Below are 26,234 nucleotides of genomic sequence, written 5' to 3'. Positions count from 1 at the left end.
CTCGGGCAGGCAAACTGACACGGCAGGCGCTGGCGGGGAGCCGCCCCATTCCCTAGCATCCGCCGCCACCTGCCGGAGCCTGCCGCCTGATGCCGGAATTTCTCACCCTGAAGGAAGCCGCGCGGCTGCTGCGCCTGTCCGAGCGTGCCCTCTACGACCTGGCCCGGCAGCAGCGCCTGCCGGCGGTGATCCTGGCCGGCAAGTGGATCTTCCCGCGCGACCTGCTGCTGCGCTGGATGAGCCGCGCCGCCGGGCCGGAGGCGGCCCGCCTCGCCCCGCCCGCCATTCTGGCCGGCAGCCACGACCCGCTGCTGGACTGGGCGGTGCGGCAATCCGGCTGCGGCCTGGCCATCGCCGCGGGCGGCAGCCTGATGGGGCTGGAGACCCTGGCCGCCGGCCGCGCCGTGGCCGCCGCCACCCACCTGCCGGACCCCGATGGCGGCGCCTTCAACGAGGCCACGGTGCGCGACCTGCTGCCGGACGCGCAGGCGGTGGGGCTGGTCTGGGCCTGGCGCGAGCAGGGGCTGATCCTGCCCGCCGGCAACCCGCAGGCGGTGCGCGGCATCGCCGACCTGGCGCGGCCGGGGCTGCGCGTGGCCGGGCGCCAGCCGCGCGCCGGCAGCCACCTGCTGCTGCTGCACCTGCTGGCCGAGGCGCAGATCCGGCTGGACTCCCTCCGCTTCCTGGCCGAGCCCGCCATGGCGGAGGACGAGGTGGCCGCCGCCGTGGCCGAGGGCCGTGCCGAGGCCGGCTTCGGCATCCGCGCCGAGGCGGCGGCGCGCGGGCTGCACTTCCTGCCGCTGATCCGCGAGCGCTTCGACCTCGTGGCGCGGGCGCAGGACTGGTTCGGGCCGGAGCTGCAGGCGCTGCTCCGCTTCACCCGCACGCCCGGCTTCGCGGCGCGGGCGGAGCGGCTGAGCGGCTACGACATCGCCGCCTGCGGCAGCGTGGCCTTCCGGGTCTAGAGCAGATCGCGAGCAGGCTGCTTCGCCTGATCGCGTGAAGATGCTCGTGAAAACAATGAGCCAGAGCCTTTTCTGTGAGCCAGTGCGAACGGAAAAGGCTCTAGGCCGTCACTTCTCGCAGCGGACGAACACCGTGCCCCGGTTGGCCAGCTCGCCGATGTCGGCGGCGCTGCGCTCCGCGCCCGCGCTGGGGGCGGCCTGCGGCGTGATCTGGGCGCGGCGGAGGAATTCCTGCGCCACCGCGCCCTTCACCGCGAAGTTCACGTTCTGCGGGATGTCGCCGGTGCGCTTGGCGATGTTCTGCGCGTGCAGCTTGCTCACCACCACGCCGACGATGTGGCCCTGCATGTCCAGCAGCGGGCCGCCGGAATTGCCCGGCTGCACCTCGGCGCTGATCTGGTAGTGGTTGGGGTTGTTGCCGAGGCCGTTCAGCCCGTTCACCTCGCCCCGCGTCAGCTTGGGGTCGGAGGAGAGCAGCCCGGCCAGCGGGAAGCCGAAGGCGATGACACCCTCGCCCCGCCGCACCTCGGGGCTGGCGCGGAAGGGCAGCGGCTCGCCCGGGTCGCCCGGCACGGCCAGCAAAGCGAGGTCGATGCCGGCATCCACCCGCGCGGGCGGCACGGCGGGCAGCGTCCGCCCGTCGGCGGTGCGGACGAAGATGCGGTCGCAGCCATCCACCACGTGATGGTTGGTCAGCACCCGGTCAGTGGCCACGACGAAGCCGGTGCCGGAGGCGGCGCGCGCCTTGGGGTCCGGCTGGCCGGCGGCGGGGCGGCTGGGCGCGGCGCGCAGCGCGGCCTCCTCCACCACCACGCGCGGCTCGGCGCAGATGTCGCGGTCCCGCAGCACCGCCACCCGGCCATCCGCCACGGTCAGGCGGATGTCGAAGCGGCAGCCGGCCTCGGCGCGGGTGCGCAGGGTGAAGGATTTGTCGGTCGGCATCGGCCGCGGCAGGGTGTTGGCCCCCCAGTCGGCGCGGCCGCTGCGCACCGCCTGCAGGCTGGTGGCGTCCTGCCCGGTGCGGTTGACGAGCTGGAGCCGGTTGCCCGCCTCCGCCGGGGCGGCGGGAGCCGGTGCCGTGGGGGCCGTGGCAGCGGGAGCCGGTGCCGTGGAGGCCGGTGCCGGGGAACCCTGCGCCAGCGTGGTGGCGGGCAGGGCGAGGAGGGCGCAGAGCAGGGCGGTGCGGTGCATGACGGGCGGGATGTTCTCTCTCGGCGGCTCCGGGTCAATGGCCAGCCCCGCGCTTGCGGCGAGGTTTCCGCATTCGCCCCTTGACCTTCCCACAATGGGAATCCCCATCTTGGCGTCATGCCCGACCTCGCCCCCGCCCCCACCCGCCTGACCCTGCCCGTGACCGGCATGACCTGCGCGAGCTGCGCCGGCCGCGTGGAGCGTGCCCTGCGAAAGGTGCCGGGCGTCACCGAGGCCCGGGTCAACCTGGCCAGCGAGCAGGCGGAGGCCGAGGGCACCGCCAGCCTCGAGGCGCTGCGCGAGGCCATCGCCCGCGCCGGCTACGGCGTGGCCGAGACGGAGCGGGACCTCGCCATCGAGGGCATGACCTGCGCCAGCTGCGCGGGGCGGGTGGAGCGCGCGCTGCGGAAGGTGCCGGGCGTGCTGGACGTCTCGGTGAACCTGGCCTCGGAGACGGCGCATCTGCGCCTGCTGGCGGGGACGGAGACCGAGTCCCTGGCCGAGGCCATCGGCCGCGCCGGCTATGCCCTGCGCGCCGAGGCCGGGCCGGACGAGGAGGCCACGCAGGCCCGCCAGCTGCGGCGGGAGCGGCTGGAGCTGGCGCTCGCCTTCGCCCTGGCCGCGCCCTTCCTCATCGGCATGGTGGGGATGGCCTTCGGCCGGCACTGGATGCCGCCGGGCTGGGCGCAGGCGCTGCTGGCGGCGCCGCTGCAATTCTGGCTGGGGCTGCGCTTCTACCGCGCCGGCTGGTCGGCGCTGAAGGCGCGCACCGGCAACATGGACCTGCTGGTGGCCATCGGCACCAGCGCCGCCTTCGGCCTCTCGCTGGTGCTGCTGCTGCAGGGCGAGCCGCATCTCTACTTCGAGGCGGCGGCGGTGGTCATCGCCTTCGTGCTGCTGGGGCGGCACCTCGAATCGCGCGCCCGCCGCGCCACGGGGGCCGCCATCGCGGCCCTTCTGGCGCTGCGCCCGCGCACCGCCCGCCGGCTGGATGCGGCGGGGCTGGAGCAGGAGGTGCCGATCGCCGCCCTCCACCCTGGCGACCGCGTGGTGGTCCGCCCCGGCGAGCGCATCCCCGCCGACGGCACGGTGGAGGAGGGCGCCTCGGGCGTCGATGAAAGCGCCCTGACCGGCGAGAGCCGCGCCGTGGAGAAGCACCCGGGCGACACGGTGGCCACCGGCACGGTGGCGCTGGATGGCAGGCTGGTGCTGCGCGCCACGGCGGTCGGCGCCGAGACGCGGCTGGCGCAGGTGGCGAAGCTGGTGCAGGCGGCCCAGGCCAGCCGCGCGCCGGTGCAGAAGCTGGTGGACCGGGTCAGCGCCGTCTTCGTGCCGGTGGTGCTGGGCATCGCCGCGCTCACCTTCCTGGGCTGGCTGCTCGCCGGCGGCGGGGTGGCGGCGGCCATCCTGCACGCGGTGGCGGTTCTGGTCATCGCCTGCCCCTGCGCGCTGGGCCTGGCGACGCCGGCCGCCATCATGGCCGGCACCGGCGCCGCCGCCCGCGCCGGCATCCTGATCCGCGACGCCGAGGCGCTGGAGCGGGCCGGGCACATCACCCTTGTCGCCTTCGACAAGACCGGCACGCTGACCGAGGGCCGCCCCCGGCTGGCGGCGCTGCACCCCGCCCCGGGCCAGGACCGCGCCGGGGCGCTGGCCGCCGCCGCGCGCCTCCAGGCCGGCAGCGAGCATCCGCTGGCCCGCGCCGTGCTGGAACAGGCCGGCGGCACGCCCGCCCCGGCCGAAGCCTTCCGCGCCCTGCCCGGGCGCGGCGTGGAGGGGGTGGTGGACGGGCAGCGCCTGCTGCTCGGCAGCAACCGGCTGCTGGCCGAGAGCGGCGCCGCCCCCGGCCCGCTGGCCGCCGAGGCCGAGGCCGCCGCCGGGCGCGGGGAAACCCTCTCCTGGCTGATCCGGCCCGAGCCGCCCCAGGCCCTGGCCCTGCTGGCCTTCGCCGACACGCCGCGCGAGAGCGCCGGCGCGGCCGTGGCCGCGCTGGCCGCCCAGGGCGTCGCCACCGCCATGCTGAGCGGCGACGGCCCCGCCGCCGCCCGCGCCGTGGCGCAGAGCCTCGGCATCACGGAGGTGGCGGCCGAGGTGCTGCCGGCGCAGAAGGCCGAGCGCATCGCCGCCTGGCAGCGCGAGGGCCGCCGCGTGGCCATGGTGGGGGATGGCGTGAACGACGCCGCCGCACTCGCCACCGCCGATCTCGGCATCGCCATGGGCAGCGGCACGGATGCCGCCATCGCCGCCGCGCATGTGACGCTGCTGCGCCCGGACCCGGCGCTGGTGCCGGCGACGCTCTCCATCACCCGCGCGACGCTGGCAAAGATCCGGCAGAACCTGGCCTGGGCCTTCGGGTTCAACACGCTGGGCATCCCGCTCGCGGCCTTCGGCCTGCTCTCGCCGGCACTGGCGGGGGCGGCGATGGCCTTCTCCTCGGTGGCGGTGCTCTCCAACGCGCTGCTGCTCCGCCGCTGGAGGGCGCGCGCATGAACATCGGCGAGGCGGCGCGGCGCTCCGGCCTCAGCGCCAAGATGATCCGCCACTACGAGGCGGAGGGGCTGCTGACGGCACGGCGCCTGGCCAATGGCTACCGCGACTACGCGGAGGCCGACATCGCGGTGCTGCGCTTCATCCGCCACGCCCGGGCGCTCGCCTTCCCGCTGGAGGATGTGCGCCGCCTGCTGGCGCTGTGGCGGGACCGCCACCGCGCCAGCGCCGATGTGCGGCGCATCGCGCTGGACCATGTTGCGGCGCTGGAGGCCAAGGCGGAGGCGATGCAGGCCATGGCCCGCTCGCTGCGCCACCTGGCCGCCCACTGCCACGGCGATGCCCGCCCCGACTGCCCCATCCTGGACGAACTGGAGAAGCTGCCATGACCGAGACCCACACCCTGACCGTGCAGGGCATGAGCTGCGGCCACTGCGTGCGCGCCGTGACCGAGGCGATCCGCGCCGAGGACCCGAAGGCGGAGGTGGCGGTGGACCTCGCCGCCGGCACGGTGCGCGCCGCCACCGGCCTGCCGCGCGCGCGCGTCGCCGCGCTGGTGGCGGAGGAAGGCTACACCGTCACCGGCTGAAGCGCGTGGGCACCGGCTGAAGCGCGTGGGCACCGGCTGAAGCGCGCCGGCCTGCGGCGCCTTCAGACTTTCTTCAGGGAAGCATGGCAGGAATCCCCGGCATCTGCGGGCGGAGGATCTGGCATGAGCGGACTCTGGAAAAACCCCACCCTGCCGGGCACGCCCGGCGCGGGTCCTGGCATCGTGCCGGGCGGCCGGCGCAGCCCCTCGCCACTGGCCGACTACCAGCAGGCCCGCTTCACCGGCTATGGCGGCACCGATGTGCACCAGGCGGCGCCGCCACCGCCGCCGGCCGCACTCAACCCCATCCTCAACCGCCTGCGGGACGACCTCGCCCAGCTTGTCGAATCGCACCGGGACTTCTTCTCCCGCAATGCCGAGATGGATGCGCGCGCCCTCACCCGCACCCGCCAGGGCTGGGCCGTCACCTGGCGCCGCTGGGCGCTGGACGATCTGGGGGAGCAGGTGGCGGAGACGCGCGGCGTCTTCGTCATCCACCGCGGCGACAGCTTCCACCACCGCCTCTTCCTCGACCGGAACGGGCAGCAATTGCTGGCCGTGCAGCCGCGGGACCCGCTCTCGCCGATGCGCTACCGCAAGCTCAGCCCCAGCACCGATCTCTGCGACCTCTACGGCCCCTTCGCCCGCCTCGCGGACAGCCCGCTCGGCTGAGCGGGCGCGGTCAGAGCGCCTGGAACATCACCAGCGCGTCCACCTCGCCGGCCGTGGGGTGGCGGAACGCGCCCGGCAGGCGGGCCAGGATCTCGAAGCCCATGGCCTGCCACAGCCGCACCGCCCGCTCATTGGTGCTGACCACGCAGTTGAACTGCATCGCCCGGTAGCCGCGCGCCCGGGCGTGCTCCAGCGAGTGCGCGCACATCGCCCGCGCAACGCCCCGCCCGGTGGCGGCGGCCGCGGTCATGTAGCCGCAATTGGCCACATGCGCCCCGCCCCCCGCCTGGTTGGGGCGGATGTAGTAGGTGCCGAGGATCTCGCCCCCCGCCTCCGCCACGAAGGTCTCGCGGTCCGCGCCCAGCCAGTAGGCCAGCGCCGCCGCCTCGCCCATGTCGCGCGGCAGGGCATAGGTCTCGCCGGCACGGATGGTCGGGCCGAGGATGGACCAGAGGGAAGTCTGGTCCTCGGCACGGGCGGGGCGGATCAACATGCGGCGAAGCTCTCCTGCTGGAAGCCCCGGTTTAGGCAGGGCGGCGGCGCGGCGCCAGCGCGGGGGCCGGCCAGGGGGGCTTCCCGCCCCGGCGCCGCGCGTTACTCTGGCCGGGCGCCATTCCACGGCGCCACCGCCGGAGGAAACCCAGGCCCATGCTGCCGCTCGCCCGCTTCACCGTGCTCGACCTCACCCGCGTCCGCTCCGGCCCCACCTGCGTGCGCCAGCTGGCCGACTGGGGCGCCAATGTCATCAAGATCGAGGCGCCGGAGGCGGTCGACACCGGCAAGGGGCTGGGCGGCGACACGCTCGGGCCGGACTACCAGAACGTCCACCGCAACAAGCGCGGCATCACGCTGAACCTGAAGTCGCCGGACGGGCTGGCGGCGTTCCGGCGCCTGGTGGCGCAGGCCGATGTGGTGGTGGAGAACTACCGCCCCGACGTGAAGGACCGCCTCGGCATCGGCTACGAGGCGCTCGCCGCCATCAACCCGCGCATCGTGCTCGGCTCCATCTCCGGCTTCGGGCAGGACGGCCCCTATGCGAAGCGGCCCGGCTTCGACCAGATCGCCCAGGGCATGGGCGGGCTGATGAGCGTGACCGGCCTGCCCGGCCAGGGGCCGGTGCGTGCCGGCATCCCCGTGGCCGACCTCACCGCCGGGCTCTACTGCGCCATCGGCATCCTCGTCGCGCTGCTGGAGCGGGAGCAGACGGGGCGCGGCCGCTGGGTGCACACCTCGCTGCTGGAGGCGATGGTGGGCATGATGGACTTCCAGGCCACGCGCTGGACCATGAAGGGCGAGGTGCCGCAGCAGGCCGGCAACGACCACCCCACCACCATCCCCACCGGCCTGTTCCGCACCAGCGACGGCGTCATCAACATCGCCGCCGGCGGCGGCGAGATGTGGCGGCGCATCGTCGGCGTGCTCGGCATCGAGGCGGAGGCGGCCGACCCCGACCTCGCCACCGACAAGCTGCGCTCGCAGAACCGCGCCAAGACCAACGCCGTGCTGCAGGCGAAGCTGGAGACGGACACCGCCGCCCACTGGATCGAGGCCTTCAACGCCGCCGGCGTGCCCTGCGGCCCGGTCTATTCCATGGACCAAGTGTTCGACGACGCGCAGGTGCGGCATCTCGGCCTCGCCTGGCCGGTGCGCCACCCGCAGCTCGGCGAGATCAACCTGGTGCGGCCGCCCATGCAGCTCGCCGGCGTCGAGCCGCCGCGCCAGCCGACGCCGGAGCGCGGCCAGCACACCACCTCCGTGCTGCGCGAATTCGGCTTCGCCTCGGAGGAGATCGACACGCTCCGCGCCAAGAAGGCCATCTGACCCCATGCGCATCACCGCCATCCGCGACGGCGTCGCGCCGATCGCCAGCGACATCGCCAACGCCTATATCGACTTCTCGAAGATGACGGCGAGCATCGTCGCCGTCACGGTGGAGGACGGCCATGGCCGCTCCGCCACCGGCTTCGGCTTCAACTCCAACGGCCGCTACGCCCAGCCCGGCCTGCTGCGGGAGCGCTTCATCCCGCGCCTGCTGGAGGCGCCGGAGGTGGCGCTGGCCACGCCCGAGGGCACGCTGAACCCGGCCGGCGCCTGGGCCGCCATGATGCGCAACGAGAAGCCCGGCGGGCATGGCGAGCGCTCCGTGGCGGTCGGCGTGCTGGACATGGCGCTGTGGGACGCGGCGGCGAAGCTGGAGGGCAAGCCGCTCTGGGCGCTGCTGGCCGAGCGCTACCGCCAGGGCCCAGGGGGAGGCCAGGCCGATGAGAGCGCCTGGATCTACGCCGCCGGCGGCTACTACTACCCCGGCAAGGGCGTCGATCAGCTCGTCGAGGAGATGCGGCGCTACCTCGGCATGGGCTACTCGGTGGTGAAGATGAAGATCGGCGGCGCCCCCGGCACGCCGCTGCGCGACGCGCTGAAGGAGGATATCGCCCGCATCGAGGCGGTGCTGGCGCTGCTGGGCGGCGACGGCTCCCGCCTCTGCGTGGACGTCAACGGCCGCTTCGGCCTGCACGCGGCGCTGAGCTACGGCGCGGCGCTGGCCCCCTACGGCCTGCGCTGGTACGAGGAGCCGCTGGACCCGCTGGACTACAGCACCCACGCCGCCCTGGCCGAGCATTATGCCGGCCCCATCGCCACCGGCGAGAACCTGTTCTCCATGCAGGATGCGCGCAACCTGATCCGCCATGGCGGGCTGCGCCCGGACCGCGACATCCTGCAGTTCGACCCCGCCCTCTCCTACGGGCTGGTGGAATATCTCCGCACGCTGGAGATGCTGGCGCAGCATGGCTGGTCGCCGCGCCGCTGCGTGCCGCATGGCGGGCACCAGTTCGCCCTCAACATCGCGGTGGGGCTCGGCCTCGGCGGCAATGAGAGCTACCCGGAGGTGTTCGCGCCCTTCGGCGGCTTCGCCGACGATACGCCGGTGCAGGAGAGCCGCATCCGCCTGCACGACACGCCCGGCATCGGCTTCGAGAAGAAGTCGGCGCTGTATGCGGTGCTGCGGACGCTGGTGGCGTAAGCCAGGAAGAGGTTCTTTTTTGGAAAAAAGAACCAAAAAACTTTTGTCAGTTTGGCCCGCGCCATCCACGGGCGCCGCGCCAGACTGACAAAGTCTTTTTGCTTCTTTTTCTTCAGAAAAAGAAGAATGCCTTACTGGCCTTCCCCTGCGGCCGATGGCCCGACGCCAAGCCGGGCATAAACCTCGGAAAGCTTCTTCTCATAGGCGGCGTTGCTGAACAGCGCGGCGCGCTGCGGCCCGGCGGCGGCGAGCCAGCCGCGCAGCTCCGCATTGGTGTCGAGGGCGCGGATCGCCTCCACCATCGCCCGCACGTCGTAGGGGTCGACGGTGATGGCGGCCTCGCCCACCACCTCGGGCAGGGAGGAGGTGTTGGAGGTCATCACCGGCGTGCCCAGCATCATCGCCTCCAGCGCCGGCAGGCCGAACCCCTCGTAGAGCGAGGGGAACAGCGCCGCCCTGGCGCCGCGGATCAGCGAGATGAGCAGCCGGAAGGGCGCATAGTCCAGCAGGATGATCTTGCGCCGGGTGCGCAGGATGGAGCCCTCCTGCACCTGGTAGCGGATGTGGTCGTCGAACAGGAGCTTCAGCTCCTCCTCGCTCTTCCAGGCCTGCTTGCCGACGATGACCAGCGGCAGCTCGGAGCCGGAGGCGAGGAAGGCCTCGATCATGCGGCCGACATTCTTCTTCGGCTCGATGGCGCCGAAGAACAGGAAGTAGCCCTTCCAGGACAGGCCGAAGCTGCCCATCACCTCGTCCTGCGCCTCGTTCAGCGGCTTCTCGGTGAATTTCCGCGGCAGGTCGACGGCCTGGTAGGTGTTCGTCACCTTCTCCGGGTCGGCGCCGAGCAGGTTGATGATGTCCCGGCGCGAGGCCTCGCTCACCGTCACGATATGGTCGGCCTGGCGCACCAGCAGGCGGTTCAGCCGGTAGTAGCGGCGCTTGTTGTCCAGCGTCGTGTAGGGCAGGCGCAGCGGCACCAGGTCGTGCAGGCAGTAGATGTTCTTGGCGCCGGAGAGCCGCATCGGCACCGGGTAGGTCCAGTGCATGATCTCGGGCGGGCGCGGCATCCGGATCGTCAGCCGGTGCTTGAAGTGCTTGAAGTAGTTGGCCGCCAGGGAAAAGCCGTTCTCGACGTTCCACAGATGGTCGAAATGCGGCATCCGGCTTTCGAAGGTGCTGGCCACGACGTTGCCGGTGATCGGCACGCGGGTGGCGTATTCGCCGAGCGGCCCCATCGCCACCCGGCGCATGGCGCGCAGCCAGCGCAGCAGCTTGGCGCTCTCGCCCACGCGGTTGTCGAAGAAGGCGATCTCGCGGATCAGCTCATTGCGGCTGGGGCTGGCGCGGGTGCCGTAGAGCACCCCCACCTCCGCCCCCATCGCCCCCAGCCGGAAGCTCAGGTTGCGGGCATAGGTGGCGACGCCCGTGCCCTGGTCGAGCGCGAGGTTGTAGCCGTCGAGGTAGATTCGGGAGCGCATGGAGAAACCCTAGGCCGAGATCCATCCCAGGGGTAGCCGGGTGGGCGGGCACCCGTCCATGCTCCCTTTCCGCGGAGGGTGCCCGGCTCTTGACCGCCATGCCCCGCGGAGGGGATGGAACAGCGGAGACCAAAGCGGGAGCGGACATGCTGGACGATGCGGAGGCGTTGCGGCGGGAGGCGGACGAGCTGCGCAACCGGCGGGAATGGCGTGCGGCGGCGGCGGCCTACGCGGCCTTCCTGCGCCTGCGCCCCGAGGATGCCGGCATGCAGGTGCAGCAGGGCCATTGCCTGAAAGAGGCGGGCGACATCGCCTGCGCCCTGGCGCTCTACCGCGACGCCGCCCGCAAGCGGCCGGAGGAGGCCGACATCCCGCTGCAGATCGGCCATGCCGAGAAGTTGCGCGGCGCGCGCGAGGCGGCGCTGGCCGCCTACGGCCATGCCCTGCTGCTGGACCCGCGATCCGAGGATGGCTGGCGGGAATGGCGCGCCCTGGCCGGCGAGCGCCCGGCGCGGCCCCTGGCCACGGCCGCCGCCGGCGTGGTGCTGGACCTGACCGACCTCGCCGCCTGGATCCGCGGCGGCCGGCGGGCGCCGAGCGGCATCCAGCGCGTGCAGCTCGGCCTCGCCCGCGCCGCGCTGTCCGCGCCCACGCCGCCGCCGCTCTGCGCCATGCCCGCCGGGGGCGGCGGCTGGCGCGCCCTGCCGGCGCCGCTCTTCCTGCGGCTCGAGCGCCTGATGACCGAGGGCGCCGACCCCGAGGCGCCCGAATGGCGCGACGCCGCCACGCTGCTGGAGGCCCTGCTGGCCAGCCCGCCACCGCTGCGCTTCGCCCCCGGCGCGGTGCTGGTGACGCTGGGCGGCACCTGGGGCCAGCCGGACTACCTCGCCAGCCTGCGTCTGGCCCGCGAGCGGGACGGGCTGCGCCACGTGCCGCTGCTGCACGACTGCATCCCGCTGCTGCTGCCCGAGCATTGCGCGGAAGGGGTGACGCGGGCCTATGCCCGCTGGTTCGCCAGCCTCTCGCTGCATGCCGATGGCGTGCTGGCGGTCTCCCGCTCCACGCGCGACGACATGCGCCGCCTGCACGCGGCGCTGCTGCCGGAGCTGCCCGTGCCCCCGGCCGCCGTGGTGCCGCTGGATGCCGCGCCGCGCCCCCTGGCCGCCCTGCCCTCCGCCCCGCCGCCCGAGCACCCCCTGCTGCGCGACGGCACGCCCTTCGTGCTGTTCGTCTCCACCATCGAGGGGCGGAAGAACCACCTGATGGTGTTCGGCGCCTGGCTGACGCTGCTGCGCCGGCTGGGCCCGGGCGCCGTGCCGCTGCTGGTCTGCGTCGGCCGGCCGGGCTGGCGGGCGGAGGCGGCGCTGGCGCTGCTCGACTCGGTGCCGGAGCTGCGCGCCCGCGTCCGGCTGCTGCACGACGTGCCGGACCCGCTGCTGGCGGCGCTGTACCGCAAGTGCCTGTTCACCCTCTACAACAGCCACCATGAGGGCTGGGGCCTGCCGGTGACGGAGAGCCTGGCCGCCGGCAAGGTGCCGCTGGTGCCCGAGCATTCGGCGCTGCGCGAGGCGGGGGAAGGCGGCGCGCTGTTCTTCGCCCCCGGCAGCGAGCCGGACCTGCTGGAGAAGCTGACCCGGCTGATCACCGAGCCGGAATTCCGCGCCGCCGCCGAGGCGCGCATCGCCGCCGCGCCGCCGCTGCGCGGCTGGGAGGCGGTGGCGGCGCAGCTGATGGCGGAGGCGGAGCGCCTGGCCGGCGGCGCCGCGCCAGGGCTGCCGCCGCCTTCCCTGCTCGGCCGCCTGCCGGTGCCCGCGGGCCGGCGCCACCGGCTGCGGCGGCTGGAGACGGGGCGGCCCTGCCTGGAGATGGCGATCGCCGAGGCGGTGCGGCAGGGCGAGGGCTGGCACCCGCTGGCGGCGGAGGAGGCCTGGACCCGCCCGGGCGAGGCGCTGCTGGCGCTGCCGCTGGGCCCGGAGCAGGCCGGCCCGCTGCGGCTGGAGCTGGAGCTGCGCGCCCCGGCCCCCGCGCACCGCATGGTGGAGATCCTGGCACAACGCGAGGACGCGGCGCCGGCCGCCCCGGTGCCGCTGCATCTGCGGGCGGGGCAATCGGCCATCCTGGCGCTGGACGTACCGGCCGGCGGCCCGCTGCTGCGCGTGGAGCTGCTGAGCCGCGTGCCGCCGGCCGACCGGGAGGCCGGGCATCTGGGCATCGGCCTCGCCGGCTTCGGCCTGGCCCGCGCCGGGCGGCTGGACGAACGGCTGGCCCTGCTGGAGCAGCGCCACTTCCTCGCCCCCGCCGCGCGGCCCGGGATGTGACGCCGCCGGTGACGCCGCCCGTCTTCGACGCCGCCTTCCAGGCGCGGCTGGAGGCGCTGTTCCGCTGGCGGCGGGATGTCCGCCATTTCCGCCCCGATCCGGTGCCGGAGGCGGCGCTGGAGCGGCTGCTGGCGCTGGCGGCGCTGGCGCCCTCGGTGGGGCTGAGCCAGCCCTGGCGCTTCGTGCTGGTGGAGGATGCGGCGCGCCGCGCCTGGCTGCGGGAGAATTTCCGCCGCAGCAACGCCGAGGCCCTGGCGGCGCAGCCGGCGGAGCGGGCCGCGCGCTATGCCCGGCTGAAGCTGGCGGGGCTGGAGGAGGCGCCCTGCCTGCTCGCCCTCTTCGCCCTGCCCGACCCGGCGCAGGGCCACGGGCTGGGCCGCCGCACCATGCCGCAGACCCTGGACTATTCGGCGGTGATGGCGGCGCACACGCTGTGGCTGGCCGCGCGCGCCGAGGGGCTGGGCCTCGGCTGGGTGTCGATCCTGGAGCCGGAGGGGATGGCGGCGGCGCTGGCGGTGCCGGCGGAATGGCGCTTCATCGGGCTGTTCTGCCTGGGCTATCCGCAGGCGGACTCCGAGACGCCGGAGTTGCAGCGCGAAGGCTGGGAAACGCCCCACCCCGCGCCGCTGCTGCGGCGCTGAGGGCCGGGGGCAGACCACCTCCCCCCGGCCCTCAGCGCGGTCAGTTGAAGACCCGCACCGAGAGCGCCGACTGGTAGATCAGCTGCAGCAGGTCGCGGGTGATCTGGAAGCTCTTGGCCCCCAGCTGCGGCAGGACGATCAGCTCGTCGCCCGGGCGCGGCCCCTCGCGCGGGTCGAGGATGATCTGGCCGCTGGCACGGCGGATCATCACCCCGCCATCGTCGCCGCGCTGGGTGTAGCCGCCGGCCGCCTTCACATAATCCTGGATGGTCATGTTCGGGCGCCACAGGATGGCCTGCGGCGTCGAGACCTCGCCCGCCACCAGCACGGTATCGGAGCGCTCGGGAATGACGATGGTGTCGCCATCCTCCAGCCGCACATTGGTGCAGCGCCCGCCATTGTCCATCACCACCAGCCGCCCCTCCGGCTCCAGCCGGCGGCCGCGCTGGATGTAGTTGGAGACGAGCTGCGCCTCGCTGGCGCGGATCTCGGCGACGCCGGTGGTGGCGGAGGTGGCGGTGAAGAGCTGCCGCTCCAGCCGGTCCAGCGCCTCGTTGATCGAGCGGCGCTGCTGCGCGGCGATGCGCTTGCGCAGCAGGTAGACCGAGCCGGTATCCGCCAGGTTCGGCTCCACCGCGACGTGGTCGAGCAGCTGGCAGAGGTTCATGTCGCGGTCGGCCACCAGCACCGAGGGGCCGATGCGGCTGCCCTCGACGAAGACGCGCACGGTGGGCGCCGGCGCGTCGGTGATGAAGGTCACCACGTCCTGGTCGAGCAGCGACTGGCGGCGCAGCGCCGGGATGTCGACATAGCGGGACCAGGGCTGGCCGTTGCGCGTGCCGCGGATGACGGCGTTGGTGGCCGCCGGCAGCGGCCCCGCGAGGTCCATCAGCTCGCCGCCGGCCATGGCGCGGTCCTTCACCTCGAAGAGGTAGTTGTTGCGGATCGCGCCATCGACCGAGACGGTGGGCCCCTGGCTGCCGACGACGATGGTGTCGCCATCCTGCAGCGTCAGGCCGGGCAGCTTGCCCTGCAGCAGGAAGGGGTAGAGGTCGATGCGGGTGACGGCCCGCCCGCCGCGGTTGACCACGATGTCGCGGTAGGAGCCGCGCACCGGATCGACGCCGCCGGCGCGCAGCAGGTAGTCCAGCACCGTGTCCGAGCCCGAGCCGCGGTGGCGGCCCGGCAGCTTGACGAAGCCGGTGACATAGACGCCGATCTGGCTGGCCGAGAGCAGCACGGCATAGACCTGCACCTGCTGGGTGTAGATCCGCCGCACCTCGGTCTCGACAGTGCGCTGCAGGTCGCCGGCACGGGTGCCGGCCAGGCGCAGCGGCCCGATCGAGGGCAGGAACAGGTTGCCCTCCGGGTCGATGGCGCCCATCACCTCGGCCTCCACCGGGCCCCAGACGCGCACGCTGACGCGATCCCCCGGCCCCAGGCGGTAGTTCGGGTTGCTGGTCTCCGAGGGCGTCGGCGCCGAGCGGGCGAACAGCGCGGCGCCGAACACGGTGCGGCTGGGCCCGGCAGGGCGGAACGGCTCGGCCAGCGGCCCCTCGGCGGTGGCGCCGGCCTCCGCCTCGGTGGTGCTGCCGGCGCGGTTGATCAGGCTGGTGTCCGGCAGCAGCTGCGGCACGGTCTGCGGCGCGTTGTTGCCGCCCTGGGCCATGCCGGCCGGCACCGGCGCGCTGAGCAGGGGGTTCGACTGCGCCAGGGCATTGCCGGCGGTCAGCGCCGCCAGGAGGGCGGCGACCAGCGCACGGTTAGAGAGCATGTTCACGAATCCCCGCAGCCAGCATCCAGCCAATCCCGTACAGCACCGACAGCACCAGGAACATGCTGATCAGCATGAGCCCGGCCTTCGGGTAGAGCGGGTACTCCGCCATGTTGGGCTGCACCACCCGCGCCAGGAAAAGCTGCTGGCGCTGCGCGTCCAGCCGTGCCGTCTCCAGCGAGGCGGTGGCGGAGGCGAGCTGCTTGTCGGCGAACTCGCGCTCCAGCATCAGCCGCTCATAGGTGGCCAGCTGGCCCGGCAGCGCCTGCCCGCCGAGCGTCAGCCGCTCGCGATGGCGGGCGATCTCGGTCTGCAGCGAGGCGATGCGGTTGCGCAGCGTGGCGATCTGCGGGTTGTCGTTCCGCATGTAGGAGGATTTCTCCTGCAGCTCGGCGCGGGCGGCGGTCAGCAGGCCTTCCAGCGCGCCGAGGCCCTCCAGCCCGATCTGCGCGCTGCGCGAGGGATCGACCGCCTGCTCCCGCTGGCGGAAGGTGGTGACGGCCATCTGCGAATCCCGCACCCGCTGCTCGGCGCGCGCCAGCTCCTCATGCGCCACGCGCAGGGTCTCCTCGCGCGCCTTGACGGAGAGGTCGTTGATGAAGGTCTCCGACAGGCGGAGCTGTTCCTCGGCGATACGCTGCGCATCCTCCGGCCGGAAGGCACGCGCCTGGAGGGTGATGATGCCGGAGGTCGCGTCATGCGAGATCGTGTTCATCCACTGATGGTAGATCTGCAGGAACTCGATCGGCGGGTCGGCGGTCCAGAGGCGGAACAGCAGGTCTGCCTCCGGCCGGCGGTAGAGGCCGGTCAGGTCGATGCTGCGATCCAGCGCCTTCAGCGCGTCCTGCGACCGCAGGAAGTCCCGCACGCTGAGCGCCTCCTCGGAGGATTGCTTGAAGCCGGCGGCGCCGATCATGTCGCTCAGCGACGAGGCCACCCGCGTCTCCTGCCGGCCCCGCACCAGGAAGCGGGTTTCCGAGACATACTGCCCGGCGGCGAAGCCGTAGAGGTAGAGGCCGGCGATCAGCGTCGGCAGCACGACGAGGAGCAGGTAGAAGCGCCGCCGCCACAGCATCCGCAGCCATGGCGACGATGAACGGGACGCGGCGGGGCGGCTGGCCGCCGCGCCGGTCATGCCCGGGTCAGAGACCCTGGTAGGCGGCGATAGCTTCATCAACGTCCTCGTAGAATTCCAGCATGCCGTTCCGCAGGATCGCGGCTGTCTTGCAGTACTTCTTCACATGCCCCGCATTGTGCGACACGAGCAGCATGGCCGCGTTGGCCCGCCGCACCTCCAGCACCTCGCGGCACTTGTTGGCGAAGCGGGCATCGCCGGTGGAGAGCGCCTCGTCCACCAGGTAGCAGTCGAAATCCACCGCGAAGGACAGGGCCATCAGCAGGCGGGACATCATGCCGGAGGAATAGGTCCGGACCGGCTCGCGGAAATAGGGACCGAGCTCGGAGAAATCGGCGACGAACTCCTCCGTCCGCTGCAGCGGCATGCCGTAGAGGCGGGCGATGAAGCGGGCGTTGGCGATGCCGGTCAGGCTGCTCTGGATGCCGTAGCCGCCGCCGATCGGCCAGGAGATCGACATCTCCCGCCGGATGCGGCCGCGGGTCGGCGCCTCGACGCCCGCGAAGATGCGCAGCAGGGTGGACTTGCCCGCGCCATTGCGGCCGAGGATGCCCACCTGGTCGCCCCGCCGGATGCGGGCATGCACGCCGCGCAGGATGTAGCGGTGCCCCTGCTGCCGGGACTCGAAGCGCTTCCAGACATTCTCGAGCTCGATCATGCGGCGCTCAGTCCGACATCGACAGGCGCGGCCGCGCCGCGCGCAGCCCGGCCATGCCGAGGAGGTTCAGGCCAAGCACCCAGATCATCACGTAGCCGAGGTCGTAATGCGGCACGATGCGGTCGCCGAACATGGACCAGCGGTTCATCTCGTGGATATGCACGAGCGGGTTCCACAGCAGCATCTCGCGCATGTTCGGCGGCATTGACTCTACCATGTAGAAAGGCGCGGAGATGGGCATCAGGACATAGGTGAAGGGGTGCACCAGCCGCTCGGTGAACTCGACGAAGACCTGCAGCGAGCCCAGGAGCATGGCCAGCCCATGCCCCAGCAGCGCGCTCAGGACGAGGCCGAGGATCAGCTGCCCCGGATGATGCGGGATCTCTCCAACCGTCAGCATCCCCCCCAGGACGAACAGCGCGACCAGGGTCATGCAGACCAGCGTCTCCATGATGTTCCGCGCGATCATCAGGTCCAGCAGGGTGATGCTGCGGTGGAACAGGAGCGATATGTTGGAGGTGACGGCCGACGCGCCACGGCTGGCGATGGAACGGAACATCAGGAAGGGCACGTAGCCCATGCCGTAGAAGAGAAAGATGGGCAGGTTATTGGGCAGGTGGCTATCGCTCGCCCAGTGCAGGGCCGAGATCATCAGGGCCAGCATCAGCGGCTCGCCGATCAGCCAGATATAGCCGATCCGGCTGTGCCCGAAGCGCGTCAGCAGCTCGCGCATGAACAGGGCGCTGATGACCCGGATCTGCGCCGCCAGGGGGCTGCTCGGCGCGCGGCGTGGCACATCGGCGATCACGGCCGGGCCACCGCTCCACCCCGCAGCAGCGGGCGCGCCGCGGCCCAGCCGGTCGGCTCCTCGCAATACAGCACCGGGCGCGAGGTGCTGCCGCTGCCCAGGGCCAGCTCACGGCAGGGCCGCCCGCTGGCGGCGTAATAGCTGCGCACCATCTGCACCCGCACGGGCGCCGCCCCCGGGGCCGGCGAAAGCGTGCTCTGCTCGCCTGGCCGTGCCTGGGAGGCAAAGACCGCCAGGGGCTCCAGCGGCCTCTGCGGCAGGGCCGCCGGCATGGCGGCCGTCTGGCCACCTCCCATGCCGGACAGGGTATCGCAGCCGGACAGGACCAATGCGGCCAGCACTGGCACAACCAGGCTTGTCAATCGGCGAAGGCGGGCAGAGCTGCTCACAGACTGCCCCATCACGCAGGCTTGCGGACGTTCTTGCATGGGCGAAACCTAACGCAGTGCAAAGCGGCTGGCAAAACTCGCATGCTTGCGTGTGATGAATATATTTATTACGCGCATTGCGTTTGTCTTTCTTCCCCTTTGCGCGTGGGATGAGTTCGCTGACGGACCTCTCCAAGAGCATCGCCTTTCCGCAGGCCACGGCAGAGGAAGCCGCCCATCTGGCTGCCTTCTGGCCGGAATACCGGCTGGCCACGGCGGCCCAGGCCACGCTGTACGCCGTTGCGGCCGGTGCGCCGAGTCCCTCCCTGCCGCCGGCCACGGGCCTCATCCGCTATGCGCCCGGCCTGCTGCGCGCACCCCGCTTCGGGCCGCGCCAGCGGCCGGTGGCCCTGATGCCGTGCGGCCCGCTGCCCGCCATGCTGCAGGACGCCCCGCTGGCGCCTCCCCCCGTGGCCGACGCGGCGGCGCTGCACCGCGCCCGGCAGGCGGCCGGACAGGCGGTGCTCAGCCGGGCCGGCGGCGAGCCCTGCCTCCCCGATCCGGGTGCCGCCCGGCTGCGCATGCCGGCACGCGCCGCGGTGCTGGTGCTCGACCCCTGCGATCCTGCCCGGCTGCCGGCCGCCCGCGCCGCCCTGGCCTCGGCGCTGGCCATGGCGGCGGGGCGCCCCGTGCTGCTGGCACGCGACCCGGCCGCCCCGCCGGAGCTGCCGCCGCTGCTGCGCCCGCCGCCGGGGGCACGGCTGCTCAAGGTCCGCCTCTCGCCCTGGACCCTGCTGGACCTGGCGGAGGATCTGCACGGCGCCTCGGCCGAGATGGCGCTGCTGGCGGCCGCCGCCGGGGTGCGGGTCTCGGGGCGGCTGCTGGACCCGGCGCCGCGCTGGGCCGCGCTGATCGCCGCCACCCGCTGTGCCGATCCCTTCCTGCAACGCCCCTGGCCCTTCGAGCAGGCGCTGGAGCAGCTGGCCCGGTGGCAGGCGGTGCAGCGGGAGAACCGGCAGGTGGCGGTGTGCCTGGGCATGGCGCCCTGGAAGCGCGCGCGCATCGCCGCGCTGTTCGCCCATGCGGGCGGCACCCCCGGCTTCACCGGCCGGCCGGAGCGGGCCATCGCCATCGCCCGGCGGCAGGGCGGCGCCATCGCCGCCTGGGCCGGCCGCGTGCCGGAGGGCTTCCGCGCCCGCTGCGAGGCCGAGGGCGTGCGGCTGCTGACGGTGGAGGATGGCTTCGTCCGCTCGCGCGGGCTGGGCGCGCGCTTCCTGCCCGGCGCCGCCTATGCGGTGGATGACCAGGGCGTCTACTACGACCCCGCCCGGCCCAGCGCGCTGGAGCACCTGCTCGCCACCGCCGACTTCCCGCCCGAGTTGCTCTCCCGCGCCGCGGCGCTGCGCGCGGCGATCGTGGCGCGCGGCGTCAGCAAGTACAATCTGGCCGGCGCGGTGCCGGAGATCGCGGCGCCCGCCGGCCGTGCGCGCCTGCTGGTGCCGGGCCAGGTGGAGGACGATGCCTCGGTGCGGCTGGGCGGCGGGCCGATCCAGGGCAACCTGGCGCTGCTGCGCGCCGTGCGCGCCGCGCATCCCGGGGCCTGGCTGGTCTACAAGCCGCACCCCGACCTGGAGGCGGGCTTCCGCAAGGGCCGCCTGCCCGCCGCGGCGCTGGCCGGCCTGGCCGACCAGGTGGTGACCGGCGCCGCCCTGCCCGCCCTGCTGCCGCAGGTGGAGGCGGTGCACACCCTCACCTCCCTCTCCGGCTTCGAAGCGCTGCTGCGCGGCGTGCCGGTGGTCACCTATGGCCAGCCCTTCTATGCCGGCTGGGGCCTGACCGAGGACCGCGCCCCGCCGCCCCGGCGCGGCCGCCTCCTCAGCCTGGATGCGCTGGTGGCCGCCACGCTGATCCTGTTCCCCCGGCAGGTGGACCCGGTGACGGAGCTGCCCTGCCCGCCCGAGCTGATCCTGGAGCGGCTGGACGACCCCGCCGCCTGGAAGGTCTCGCCCCTCACCGCGCACCGGGGCCTGGAGGGCTGGCTGCGCGGCTGGGTCTCCCGACTGCGGGGGCTGCGGTGAGCGCGCCGGCCTTCCGCAGCGTCGTCATCAGCGGCGCCTCGCGCGGGCTGGGGGCGGCGCTGGCCTGCCGGCTGGCCGCGCCGGGGGTGCGGATCGGGCTGATCGGGCGGGACGCGGCGGCCCTGGCGCGCGTGGCGGCGGCCGTGGCGGCGCGCGGCGCCGAGCCCTGCCCGGCGGTGCAGGATGTGCGCGATGCCGGGGGCATGGCCCGGCTGCTGGCCGGCTGGGACGCCGCGGCGCCGGTCGATCTGGTGGTGGCCAATGCCGGCATCGCCGCCGGCACCCGCCCCGGCGGCGCGCCCGAGGGGCTGGCCGCGGCGCACGAGCAGGTGGCGGTGAACCTGCTGGGGGCGATGAACCTGGTGGAGCCGCTCTGGCCGGCGATGCGGGCGCGCGGGCATGGCCATATCGGGCTGGTGGCCTCGCTGGCCGCCTTCCGCGGCCTGCCGGACAGCCCCGGCTACTGCGCCAGCAAGGCCGGGCTCTGGGCCTATGGCGAGGCGCTGCGCGCCGGACTGCGCCCTGCCGGCCTGCGGGTGACGCTGGTGGCCCCCGGCTTCTTCGACAGCGCCATGGGCGCCCGCTGGGAGGGGCCCCGCCCGCTCTCCATCAGCGCCGAGGCGGCGGCGGCGAAGCTGGAGCGCGCCCTGCGGCAGGGCGCGGCGCAACTGGCCTTTCCCTGGCCGCTGGCCTGGGCGCTGCGCCTCTCGCCGCTGCTGCCGGCGGCCTGGGTGGATGGCTGCGTCCGCCGGATGGCGTTCCGGATTAAGGAAAGATAATCCTCAGCCGGGCGCGCGCAGGCAGTGCAGCCGGGCCGCGCCATGCTCGCGCGTGGCAAGCTCCGTGAAGCCGGCGAGCGGCCCCTCCAGCGGCAGCGCCTCCTCCCGCCCCGTCTCGGCCACCACCAGCGCGCCCGGCGCCACCCATCCCGCCGCGCCCAGGGCGGCGAGGGCGCGCGGCACCAAGTCCTGCGCATAGGGCGGGTCGAGGAAGATCAGGCCGCAAGGCGCCGGGGCGCGCGGCGGGCGGGTGGCGTCGCCGGGCAGGATGCGGGCGCGCTCCGCCTCGCCGCAGGCGGTGATGTTGGCGCGCAGCACGCCCAGCGCCACGCGGTCCCGCTCGATGAAGCAGGCCGAGGCGGCGCCGCGCGAGAGCGCCTCCAGCCCCAGCGCGCCGGTGCCGGCGAAGGCGTCCAGCACCGCCGCCTCCTCCACCGCCGCGCGGCCGGCCCAGGGGGCGTGCCAGAGCATGTCGAACAGCGCCTGCCGCACCCGGTCGGCAGTGGGGCGGGTGGTGGCACCGGGGGCGGCCTCCAGGCGGCGCCCCCGGTGGCGCCCGGCGATGATGCGCATGGCCTCAGCGCGGCTTGCGCGGGCCGCGCGGCGCGCCGGCGCCACCCGCGCCCTGCGGCCGGCCGGCAAAGGGCCCGCGCCGGCGGCCGCCGGGGCCTTGCGGCTGGTCCGCGGCATCCGGCCCCTGCACCACCGCGCCCCAGGGGCTGCGGAACTGCTCGGTGGCGTTGCGGGCGCGCGGCGGCTTGGCCGGGCGGCTGCGCTGCATGGCCTCCGGCTTCGGCGCCGCGGGCCGCGCCGGCGCGCCGGCAGCGTTCTCCTGCGCAGCCTTGTCCTGGGCAGACTTCTCCTGGGTGGCCTTCTCCTGGGCGGCGGCGGCGACGCGGGCGCGCTCCACCCCGCGCAGCACGCGCGGCGGCGCGTCCAGCCCGAGCTGCTCGCGCAGCACCTTGGCGTTCACCTCCTCCACCGCGCCGCGCGGCAGCGGGCCGAGGGTGAAGGGGCCGTAGGCGGTGCGGATCAGCCGCGTCACCGTCAGGCCGAGATGCTGCAGCACGCGGCGCACCTCGCGGTTCTTGCCCTCCTGCAGCGAGACGGTGAGCCAGGCATTGGTGCCCTGGCGGGAATCGAGCCCCGCCTCGATCGGGCCATAGGCCACGCCCTCCACCGTCACGCCGCGCGCCAGATCGGCGAGCGCCCGCTCGTCCACCCGGCCATGCACGCGGGCGCGGTAGCGGCGCACCCAGGCATTCTGCGGCAGCTCCAGCTTGCGCGAGAGGGCGCCATCATTGGTCAGCAGCAGCAGCCCCTCGGAGTTGAGGTCCAGCCGGCCGACGGAGACCAGGCGCGGCAGGCCGGCCGGCAACTCCTCGAACACGGTGCGGCGCCCCTCGGGGTCCTTGTGCGTGGTCACCAGCCCCGGCGGCTTGTGGTAGCGGAACAGCCGGGTGCGCTCCGGCGTGCCCACCGGCTTGCCGGCCACCGTCACCACATCCTCCGGCCCGACGAAGGTGGCGGGGCTCTCCACCACCGTGCCGTTCAGCGCCACCTGCCCCTCGGCCACCAGCTTCTCGGCATCCCGCCGGCTGGCGATGCCGGCGCGCGCCAGCCACTTGGCGATGCGCTCGCCCTTCGCGCCGCCCCCGGGGGTGCCCTCGGCCTCCATCCCGCCGCTCACCGGCAGGCCGCCACGAAGGCGTCGAGGATGCCCTGGTCGGCCGCGTCCACCGCGTATTCCGGGTGCCACTGCACGCCGAGGGCGAAGCGATGGCGGGTGGATTCGATGCCCTCGATCACCCCGTCCGGCGCCACGGCGTTCACCACCGCCAGCGGGCCGGGCGTCTCCACCGCCTGGTGGTGGGCCGAGTTCACCGCCATGCGGGCGCCGCCCACCACGCGGGCCAGCAGCGTGCCCTCGGAGATGGCGACCTCATGCCCCGGCTCGGTGCGCGGGTTGGGCTGCTCATGCGCCAGGGCATCCGGCACGGCGTCCGGGATGTGCTGGATCAGCGTGCCGCCCAGCGCCACCGCCAGCAGCTGCTCGCCACCGCAGATGCCGAGGATGGGCATGTCCCGCTTCAGCGCGCCCTGCACCATGGCCAGCTCGAAGGCGGTGCGCCCCTGCTTCAGCGCCACCGTGGGGTGGGCCGGGCCGCCGCCATAGAGCGAGGGATCGACGTCGAAGGCGCCGCCGGTGACCAGCAGCCCGTCGATGGTGTCGAGATACTGCTCGGCCAGCTCCGGCGCGTGCGGCAGGGCGACGGGCAGGCCGCCCGCCCGGACGACACTGTCAAAGTAGTTCTGGCGGAGGGCATACCAGGGAAGCTTCGAGTAGCCGCCGGGCTGCTCCGCATCCAGGGTCAGGCCGATCAGGGGAAGGGTGCGCATGAGGCGGTTGCTACCCCTGGGCGCACGGCTTCACAACGAGGAAGTCGGGGGCAGGCAAGGCCGGGGGAAGGAATTCCCCCGGACCCCCGTCTTTTTTCTGCGAGTCGGCGGGTTTACCCGCCCCGGGGTTTGGGCTGATCTCGTCATCCAACGAAAGCGCGGGAGAGCGGGATGCAGCTTCAGGGCAGGCGTGTGGTGGTCATGGGCGGCAGCCGCGGCATCGGCCGCAGCATCGCGCTCGGCTTCGCGCAGGAAGGCGCCTCGGTCGCGCTCTGCGCGCGCGGGAAGGATGCGCTGGAGGCAACGCGGGCCGAGGTGGCGGCGCTCGGCGTCACCGCCTTCGCGGCCCCCTGCGACCTCGCGAAGGCAGCGGACATCGCCGCCTTCATCCCGGCCGCCGCCAAGGCGCTGGGCGGCATCGACGTGCTGGTGAACAACGCCTCCGGCTTCGGCTCCACGGATGACGAGGCGGGCTGGGCCGCCTCCTTCGACGTGGACATGATGGCCATCGTCCGCGCCAGCCATGCGGCCGAGCCCTACCTCGCCGAGGCGGCGCCGAAGCTGGAGGGCGGCGCCTCCATCATCAACGTCTCCTCCATCTCGGCGCTGCGGGCCAGCAAGCGGACGCCGCCCTACGGCGCCATCAAGGCGGCGGTGATGCACTACACCAGCAGCCAGGCGAAGATGCTGGCGGAGAAGGGCATCCGCGTGAACGCCGTGGCGCCGGGCTCCATCGAGTTCCCCGGCGGCTCCTGGGAGGAGCGGCGGCAGAGCAACCCCGCCCTCTACAATGCCACGCTGGAGCAGATCCCCTTCGGCCGGCTCGGCCACCCGGAGGAGGTGGCGGATGTGGTGCTGTTCCTCGCCTCCCGCCGCGCCCGCTGGGTGACGGCGCAGAGCATCGTGGTGGATGGCGGCCAGCTCATCGGGCCCTGACCGGCCGGCCCCCTCCCCCATCGAGATCGCCCTCGCAGAGGCACGCGCCGCCGCGGCGCGGGGCGAGGTGCCGGTGGGGGCGGTGGTGACGGATGCGGCCGGGCGCGTGCTCGGCCGCGCCGGCAACCGGGTGGAGCAGGACCACGACGCCAGCGCCCATGCCGAGATGCTGGCGCTGCGCCAGGCGGCGGCGGCGCTCGGCTCCCCCCGCCTGCCGGGCTGCACCCTGACCGTGACGCTGGAGCCCTGCCCGATGTGCGCCCAGGCCGCCAGCTTCTTCCGCGTGCGGCGCGTGGTGTTCGGCGCCTACGACCCCAAGGGCGGGGGGGTGGAGCACGGCGCCCGCATCTACGCCGCCCCCTCCTGCCACCACGCGCCGGAGGTGGTGGGCGGCGTGCGGGAGCGGGAATGCGGCGCGCTGCTGCGGGACTTCTTCGCCGGGCTGCGCCTCAAAGGCTAAGGCGCCTTTCCGGCGGCGTGGCCTTGGCGCCGCGCATCCCCGGGCGCAGCATCCGGCACATGGAATCGATACAGCCCGACCCCGCCGCCATCCGCCGGATGGTGGCGGTGTTCGGAATGAGCGGCTTCGCCGGCGCCCTGGCCGGCCGGGCGCTCGACCCCCTGATGGGCGAGCTGGCGCAGGACTTCGCCACCCCGCACGAGACGGTGGCCCTGCTGGCCAGCGCCTTCACCCTGCCCTACGCGCTGGTGCAGCCGGTGCTCGGCCCGGTGGGCGACGCCTTCGGCAAGCGGCGCGTGGTGCTGCTCTGCATCGGCCTGCTGGCGGTGATGCTGGCGGCCTGCGCCCTGGCGCCGGGGCTGGACAGCCTCTTCGCCGCGCGCATCGCCGCCGGGCTGGCGGCGGGCGGCATCTTCCCCCTCACCCTCGCCCTGTTCGGCGACACGGTGCCGATGGCGCAGCGCCAGCTCGCCATCAGCCGGGTGCTGGCCTGCGCCATCCTGGGCCAGCTCGCGGGCGGCGCGGTCTCGGGGGCGCTGGCGCCCTTCATCGGCTGGCGCGGGGTGATGGGGGTCTGCGCCGGGGCCGCCGCCCTCTCCTGCGCGGTGATGGCGTGGGATGCGCGCCGACGGCCGGCGCCCGTTCTGCCCGCCGCCCCGCCCTCCATCCCCATGGTGCTGCGGCGCTATGGCGAGATCCTGCGCACCCCGGCGGCGCAGCCCCTCTATCTCGGCGTGCTGCTGGAGGGGATGTTTGTCTTCGGCATGTTCCCCTTCCTCGCCGTGCTGCTGGGGCAGGACGGGCACGGGCTGCTGCGCGCCGGGCTGGCGGTGACGGCCTTCGGCCTGGGCGGCTTCGGCTACACGCTGCTGGCGCCGCTGCTGCTGCGCCGGCTGGGGCAGGCGCAGATGATGCGGCTGGCCGGCGCCAGCGTGGCGCTGGGCATGGCCGCCCTCGCCGCCGCCTGGAGCGCCGGGCAGCCGGATCTCGGCATCGGCGGCGCACTGCTGGTGGGGCTGGGCTTCTTCATGCTGCACAACAGCATCCAGACCCGCGTGACGGAGGTGGCGCCGCTGGCGCGCGGCTCGGCCGTGGCGCTGCACGCCTTCTGCTACTTCCTGGGGCAGGCGGTGGGGCCGGTGCTGTTCGGCCTGGCGCAGGCGGCGGCGGGGCCATCGCCGGCGCTGCTGCTCTGCGGCGCCGGGGTGCTGGGCGTCAGCCTCTGGCTGGCCGGCCAGCGCCGGTGCCGAGGGGATGGATAGAACAAAGCCGGAAAGCAGGCCGCCGAGTCGCGCGAACGAATCGCTGACGCGGCGGCGGCGGGATTCACGGGCCGTTCCCTCTCCCCATCCGCCGCCCCGTCCTGGCGGCCGGCCGCGCCTCAGAAATCGCTGACGCGGCCCTTGCGCTCCCAGTCGCCGAAGCGGGTCGGCTCCGGCCCGGCGGGGCCGCCGATCTCGGGCGGCATCGGCGTG

Annotated in this window: 25 protein-coding genes and 1 pseudogene; 14 read left to right on the top strand and 12 right to left on the bottom strand. The window is 73.9% G+C overall.

The annotated features are described in order from the left end of the window. Positions 1–89 precede the first annotated feature (89 nt). Entirely contained in the window at positions 90–965 is an 876-nt protein-coding gene (locus ACZJYS_RS07270) for a substrate-binding domain-containing protein (RefSeq protein ID WP_493176827.1), read from the top strand. Positions 966–1,073: 108 nt separating this feature from the next. Here the strand turns inward: ACZJYS_RS07270 and ACZJYS_RS07265 are convergent, their stop codons facing one another. Further along, the gene (locus tag ACZJYS_RS07265; protein WP_379651883.1) at positions 1,074–2,156 is read right to left on the bottom strand and encodes a trypsin-like peptidase domain-containing protein; all 1,083 of its coding nucleotides are present in this window, start codon (positions 2,154–2,156) and stop codon (positions 1,074–1,076) included. A gap of 117 nt (positions 2,157–2,273) precedes the next feature. Between ACZJYS_RS07265 and ACZJYS_RS07260 the strand changes: the two genes are divergently transcribed. From ACZJYS_RS07260 to ACZJYS_RS07245, 4 genes are all read left to right on the top strand, one after another. Further along, positions 2,274–4,646: a heavy metal translocating P-type ATPase gene (locus tag ACZJYS_RS07260; RefSeq protein ID WP_493176825.1), complete on the top strand. Its 2,373-nt coding sequence runs from the start codon at positions 2,274–2,276 to the stop codon at positions 4,644–4,646. Beyond that, entirely contained in the window at positions 4,643–5,032 is a 390-nt protein-coding gene (cueR, locus tag ACZJYS_RS07255; protein ID WP_109517995.1) for a Cu(I)-responsive transcriptional regulator, read from the top strand. Before ACZJYS_RS07260 ends, cueR begins: the two co-directional genes overlap by 4 nt. Next, complete coding sequence (locus ACZJYS_RS07250) at positions 5,029–5,232, top strand: heavy-metal-associated domain-containing protein (RefSeq protein ID WP_109517996.1); 204 nt, start codon at positions 5,029–5,031, stop codon at positions 5,230–5,232. The genes cueR and ACZJYS_RS07250 overlap by 4 nt, the downstream gene beginning before the upstream one ends. 123 nt (positions 5,233–5,355) lie before the next feature. Further along, positions 5,356–5,904, top strand: a complete 549-nt coding sequence (locus ACZJYS_RS07245) for a hypothetical protein (protein ID WP_493176822.1) — start codon at positions 5,356–5,358, stop codon at positions 5,902–5,904. Positions 5,905–5,914: 10 nt separating this feature from the next. On the opposite strand, the gene ACZJYS_RS07240 is transcribed toward ACZJYS_RS07245, so the two are convergent. Further along, on the bottom strand, positions 5,915–6,397 hold the full coding sequence (locus ACZJYS_RS07240; protein ID WP_109517998.1) for a GNAT family N-acetyltransferase: 483 nt from the start codon (positions 6,395–6,397) through the stop codon (positions 5,915–5,917). A 155-nt stretch (positions 6,398–6,552) separates the two neighbouring features. On the opposite strand from ACZJYS_RS07240, the gene ACZJYS_RS07235 reads away from it, so the two are divergent. After that, complete coding sequence (locus ACZJYS_RS07235; RefSeq protein ID WP_493176819.1) at positions 6,553–7,725, top strand: CaiB/BaiF CoA transferase family protein; 1,173 nt, start codon at positions 6,553–6,555, stop codon at positions 7,723–7,725. Positions 7,726–7,729: 4 nt separating this feature from the next. Then, positions 7,730–8,926: an enolase C-terminal domain-like protein gene (locus ACZJYS_RS07230; protein ID WP_493176817.1), complete on the top strand. Its 1,197-nt coding sequence runs from the start codon at positions 7,730–7,732 to the stop codon at positions 8,924–8,926. Positions 8,927–9,057: 131 nt separating this feature from the next. On the opposite strand, the gene ACZJYS_RS07225 is transcribed toward ACZJYS_RS07230, so the two are convergent. Next, the gene (locus ACZJYS_RS07225; protein WP_379631465.1) at positions 9,058–10,404 is read right to left on the bottom strand and encodes a glycosyltransferase family 4 protein; all 1,347 of its coding nucleotides are present in this window, start codon (positions 10,402–10,404) and stop codon (positions 9,058–9,060) included. 146 nt (positions 10,405–10,550) lie between these two features. On the opposite strand from ACZJYS_RS07225, the gene ACZJYS_RS07220 reads away from it, so the two are divergent. Further along, positions 10,551–12,722 carry a glycosyltransferase family 4 protein gene (locus tag ACZJYS_RS07220; RefSeq protein WP_493176814.1) on the top strand — a complete coding sequence of 724 codons (2,172 nt, stop codon included), beginning with the start codon at positions 10,551–10,553 and terminating at the stop codon, positions 12,720–12,722. An 8-nt stretch (positions 12,723–12,730) separates the two neighbouring features. Then, positions 12,731–13,363: a 5,6-dimethylbenzimidazole synthase gene (gene bluB / locus ACZJYS_RS07215; RefSeq protein WP_109518003.1), complete on the top strand. Its 633-nt coding sequence runs from the start codon at positions 12,731–12,733 to the stop codon at positions 13,361–13,363. A 40-nt stretch (positions 13,364–13,403) separates the two neighbouring features. Here bluB and ACZJYS_RS07210 read toward each other — a convergent pair whose 3' ends face one another. The 5 genes from ACZJYS_RS07210 to ACZJYS_RS07190 are packed head-to-tail and all read right to left on the bottom strand — an operon-like array spanning position 13,404 to position 18,079. Continuing rightward, complete coding sequence (locus ACZJYS_RS07210) at positions 13,404–15,137, bottom strand: polysaccharide biosynthesis/export family protein (protein WP_493176812.1); 1,734 nt, start codon at positions 15,135–15,137, stop codon at positions 13,404–13,406. Next, entirely contained in the window at positions 15,127–16,272 is a 1,146-nt protein-coding gene (locus tag ACZJYS_RS07205; RefSeq protein ID WP_493176810.1) for a KpsE/RkpR family capsule polysaccharide export protein, read from the bottom strand. The genes ACZJYS_RS07210 and ACZJYS_RS07205 overlap by 11 nt, the downstream gene beginning before the upstream one ends. A 7-nt stretch (positions 16,273–16,279) precedes the next feature. Beyond that, a complete protein-coding gene (locus tag ACZJYS_RS07200; RefSeq protein WP_379631478.1) occupies positions 16,280–16,930 on the bottom strand; it encodes an ABC transporter ATP-binding protein in 651 nt (216 codons plus the stop codon). Positions 16,931–16,937: 7 nt separating this feature from the next. Then, positions 16,938–17,738, bottom strand: coding sequence for an ABC transporter permease (locus ACZJYS_RS07195; protein WP_493176808.1), 801 nt, complete (start codon positions 17,736–17,738; stop codon positions 16,938–16,940). Further along, on the bottom strand, positions 17,735–18,079 hold the full coding sequence (locus tag ACZJYS_RS07190; protein ID WP_493176806.1) for an RT0821/Lpp0805 family surface protein: 345 nt from the start codon (positions 18,077–18,079) through the stop codon (positions 17,735–17,737). Before ACZJYS_RS07190 ends, ACZJYS_RS07195 begins: the two co-directional genes overlap by 4 nt. 197 nt (positions 18,080–18,276) lie before the next feature. On the opposite strand from ACZJYS_RS07190, the gene ACZJYS_RS07185 reads away from it, so the two are divergent. Then, positions 18,277–20,184 carry a capsular polysaccharide export protein, LipB/KpsS family gene (locus tag ACZJYS_RS07185; RefSeq protein ID WP_493176803.1) on the top strand — a complete coding sequence of 636 codons (1,908 nt, stop codon included), beginning with the start codon at positions 18,277–18,279 and terminating at the stop codon, positions 20,182–20,184. Beyond that, the gene (locus ACZJYS_RS07180; protein ID WP_493176801.1) at positions 20,181–20,963 is read left to right on the top strand and encodes an SDR family NAD(P)-dependent oxidoreductase; all 783 of its coding nucleotides are present in this window, start codon (positions 20,181–20,183) and stop codon (positions 20,961–20,963) included. The genes ACZJYS_RS07185 and ACZJYS_RS07180 overlap by 4 nt, the downstream gene beginning before the upstream one ends. A 3-nt stretch (positions 20,964–20,966) precedes the next feature. Here the strand turns inward: ACZJYS_RS07180 and rsmD are convergent, their stop codons facing one another. The 3 genes and pseudogenes from rsmD to ACZJYS_RS07165 form a co-directional block, all read right to left on the bottom strand. After that, positions 20,967–21,536, bottom strand: coding sequence for a 16S rRNA (guanine(966)-N(2))-methyltransferase RsmD (rsmD, locus tag ACZJYS_RS07175; RefSeq protein WP_493176799.1), 570 nt, complete (start codon positions 21,534–21,536; stop codon positions 20,967–20,969). Positions 21,537–21,906: 370 nt separating this feature from the next. Next, positions 21,907–22,641 (bottom strand): annotated as a pseudogene (locus tag ACZJYS_RS07170) (pseudouridine synthase); the annotation flags it as partial. Between the two features lie 8 nt (positions 22,642–22,649). Next, a complete protein-coding gene (locus ACZJYS_RS07165) occupies positions 22,650–23,363 on the bottom strand; it encodes a gamma-glutamyl-gamma-aminobutyrate hydrolase family protein (protein ID WP_109518012.1) in 714 nt (237 codons plus the stop codon). A gap of 171 nt (positions 23,364–23,534) precedes the next feature. On the opposite strand from ACZJYS_RS07165, the gene ACZJYS_RS07160 reads away from it, so the two are divergent. Genes ACZJYS_RS07160 through ACZJYS_RS07150 form a run of 3 tightly spaced genes read left to right on the top strand, consistent with a single transcriptional unit; the run spans position 23,535 to position 26,021 of the window. Continuing rightward, a complete protein-coding gene (locus ACZJYS_RS07160; protein ID WP_493176797.1) occupies positions 23,535–24,299 on the top strand; it encodes an SDR family NAD(P)-dependent oxidoreductase in 765 nt (254 codons plus the stop codon). Continuing rightward, positions 24,274–24,759, top strand: a complete 486-nt coding sequence (locus ACZJYS_RS07155; protein ID WP_493176795.1) for a nucleoside deaminase — start codon at positions 24,274–24,276, stop codon at positions 24,757–24,759. The genes ACZJYS_RS07160 and ACZJYS_RS07155 overlap by 26 nt, the downstream gene beginning before the upstream one ends. Positions 24,760–24,818: 59 nt before the next feature. Further along, entirely contained in the window at positions 24,819–26,021 is a 1,203-nt protein-coding gene (locus ACZJYS_RS07150; RefSeq protein WP_493176792.1) for an MFS transporter, read from the top strand. A 119-nt stretch (positions 26,022–26,140) separates the two neighbouring features. Here the strand turns inward: ACZJYS_RS07150 and ACZJYS_RS07145 are convergent, their stop codons facing one another. Beyond that, positions 26,141–26,227 carry a DUF1674 domain-containing protein gene (locus ACZJYS_RS07145; RefSeq protein WP_379540870.1) on the bottom strand — a complete coding sequence of 29 codons (87 nt, stop codon included), beginning with the start codon at positions 26,225–26,227 and terminating at the stop codon, positions 26,141–26,143. Between the last annotated feature and the right edge of the window lie 7 nt (positions 26,228–26,234).

This window comes from Roseomonas sp. TS2 (assembly GCF_058833935.1).
This window is presented reverse-complemented; position numbering and strand designations above follow the sequence as displayed.